We start from the raw sequence: 3,201 nt of genomic DNA on the forward strand, positions 1-3,201 counted from the left end.
AAAAGAAAAGATAAGTTAACTGATACTTTAACAATCGGATTTAGTTCTTTAAGAAGAAAGGTATTTAATACCACAAATCAAAGAAGGTAGATAAAATACTTGATAAACTAGCACAGCTTGGTAGTTATCGAGGGTTTACCGGACTTGGATGAAGTTATTTGACATGATGGAAGAGAGAAGAAAAGAGATAAAGTAGGAGCTACATAAGGGCGTACGGAGGATGCCTAGGGTCTCAGAGGCGAAGAAGGACGTGATAAGCTGCGATAAGTTACGGGGAGAAGCACATATTTGTTGATCCGTAAATTTCCGAATGGGGCAACCCAGTAGTTTGAAGAACTACTACCATGCCAAGCATGGAGCTAACTCGGTGAACTGAAACATCTAAGTAACCGAAGGAAAATAAAACAACAGTGATTCCGCAAGTAGTGGCGAGCGAACGCGGAGAAGCCCAAACCTGATTTGTTACGGCAAATGAGGGGTTATAGGACTGCATTTAGGAGATATGTTTAAGTTGAATGATTTGGGAAAGTCATCCATAGAGTGTGAGAGCCACGTAAACGTACCGACATATTGACGAGCAGTATCCTGAGTAGGTGGGGACCGGTGGAATCCCCTCTGAATTCGGCGGCACCATCCGCCAAGGCTAAATACTCCTGAGACACCGATAGTGAACGAGTACTGTGAAGGAAAGGTGAAAAGCACGGGGAGTACCCGGGTGAAATAGAACCTGAAACCGTACGCTTACAAGCGGTCGGAGCTGGCAAGTCCAGTGACGGCGTGCCTTTTGCATAATGACCCTACGAGTTACCTTCCCCGGCGAGATTAAGTGTTTAAGGCACGGAGTCGAAGCGAAAGCGAGTCTGAATAGGGCGAATAGTCGGTGGAGGTAGACGCGAAACCTTGTGATCTACCCATGGTCAGGTTGAAGGTTGGGTAAAACCAACTGGAGGACCGAACCAGTTAACGTTGAAAAGTTTTTGGATGAACTGTGGGTAGGGGTGAAAGGCTAATCAAACTGGGAAATAGCTCGTACTCTCCGAAATGTATTTAGGTACAGCGTCGAGGTTGAGTTATATCGAGGTAGAGCTACTAATAGGATGCGGGGGAGTCAAATCCTACCAAATTCTGATAAACTCCGAATGCGATATAATATACTCGGCAGTGAGGGCTTGGGTGCTAAGGTCCAAGTCCGAGAGGGAAAGAACCCGGAACTACAACTAAGGTCTCTAAATCTATACTAAGTTGAACTAAGGAAGTCTGATTGCAGAGACAGCCAGGATGTTTGCTTGGAAGCAGCAATCATTTAAAGAGTGCGTAACAGCTCACTGGTCGAGCGAGGCGGGCATCGATAATAAACGGGCATCAAGTATAGTACCGAAGTTTAGTCAAGAGAAATCTTGGGTAGGAGAGCATTCTATTTGCGGCGAATGTGTACTGTGAGGTATGCTGGAGCGGATAGAAAAGCAAATGTAGGGATAAGTAGCGATAATGTATGTGAGAACCATACACACCGAAAGACTAAGGATTCCTCAGCTACGTCAATCAACTGAGGGTTAGTCGGGTCCTAAGGGTAATGCGAAAGCAGAGACCGATGGCAAACAGGTTAATATTCCTGTACTGGTGATGGTGCGATGCGGGGACGGAGTGTAGGAGTGGATACGTCCTGACGGAATAGGGCGTTGAGAGGAGGCTTAGGCTGAATCGAATTCGTGAATAGACTTCCAAGAAAAGCCGCTAAGCTCTAGCCATTTACCACCCGTACCGTAAACCGACACAGGTAGTCGAGGCGAGAAGCCTCAGGTGCTCGAGTGAGTCACAGCTAAGGAACTCGGCAAATTAACCCTGTAACTTCGGGAGAAGGGGAGCCTCAGCAATGAGGCCGCAGAGAAATGGCCCAGGCGACTGTTTAACAAAAACACATGGCTTTGCTAAGTTTAATGACAAAGTATAAGGCCTGACACCTGCCCGGTGCTGGAAGGTTAAGAGGGGATGTCATCGCAAGAGAAGCATTGAATCGAAGCCCCAGTAAACGGCGGCCGTAACTATAACGGTCCTAAGGTAGCGAAATTCCTTGTCGGGTAAGTTCCGACCTGCACGAATGGTGTAACGATCTGGGCACTGTCTCAGCTGTGAGCTCGGCGAAATTGTAGTAGCGGTGAAGATGCCGCTTACCCGCCACGGGACGGAAAGACCCCGTGAACCTTTACTATAGCTTAACGTTGAATTCGGGTAACTGATGTGTAGGATAGGTGGGAGGCTGTGAGCCGGTGTCGCTAGGCATCGGGGAGCCAACGTTGAAATACCACCCTTTGGTTATTTGGATTCTAACTCGCAGTGCGAGGACACCGTTTGGTGGGTAGTTTGACTGGGGTGGTCGCCTCCAAAAGAGTAACGGAGGCTTCCAAAGGTAGTCTCAGCACGCTTGGTAACCGTGCGTTGAGTGCAATAGCAAAAGACTGCTTGACAGTGAGACATACAAGTCGAGCTGGCTGGAAACAGGGGTATAGTGATCCGGTGGTTCTGTATGGAAGGGCCATCGCTCAAAGGATAAAAGGTACTCCGGGGATAACAGGCTGATCTCCCCCAAGAGCTCACATCGACGGGGAGGTTTGGCACCTCGATGTCGGCTCGTCACATCCTGGGGCTGGAGAAGGTCCCAAGGGTTCGGCTGTTCGCCGATTAAAGTGGCACGCGAGCTGGGTTCAGAACGTCGTGAGACAGTTCGGTCCCTATCTGTGGTGGGCGTTGGAAGATTGAGAGGGTCTGACTTTAGTACGAGAGGACCGAGTTGGACGTACCGCTGGTGCATCTGTTGTCCTGCCAAGGGCACGGCAGAGTAGCCAAGTACGGACGGGATAAACGCTGAAAGCATCTAAGTGTGAAACCCTCCTCAAGATGAGTCTTCCATTGAGATTCGTTATAGACGATAACGTTGATAGGCTACAGGTCTAAAAGTGGTAACACCCAGCCGAGTAGTACTAATGAATCGAGGGCTCCTAATTTTTTTCATCTCTTTTTTTCTCTCTCCATTTAAGTCATTTACTTATCAAAGATATAGAACTAGGAATAGTTCGCAGCCCTTCATGGTGTCCATAGGGCGGGTGTTCACCTCTTCCCATCCCGAACAGAGCAGTTAAGCCCCGCACCGCTGATGGTACTGAGTTCAAACTTGGGAGAGTAGGTAGATGCCAGGATTTTATT

At 48.3% G+C, this 3,201-nt stretch carries 2 rRNA genes; both read left to right on the plus strand.

Annotated elements, in window-relative coordinates:
• Window positions 1–193 precede the first annotated feature (193 nt).
• Window positions 194–3,001 (plus strand): 23S ribosomal RNA (locus tag WAA15_RS24275).
• 81 nt (window positions 3,002–3,082) lie between these two features.
• A 5S ribosomal RNA gene (gene rrf / locus WAA15_RS24280) occupies window positions 3,083–3,194 on the plus strand.
• Window positions 3,195–3,201: the final 7 nt, after the last annotated feature.

The organism is Emticicia sp. 17c (genome assembly GCF_037153985.1).
GTDB lineage: Bacteria > Bacteroidota > Bacteroidia > Cytophagales > Spirosomataceae > Emticicia.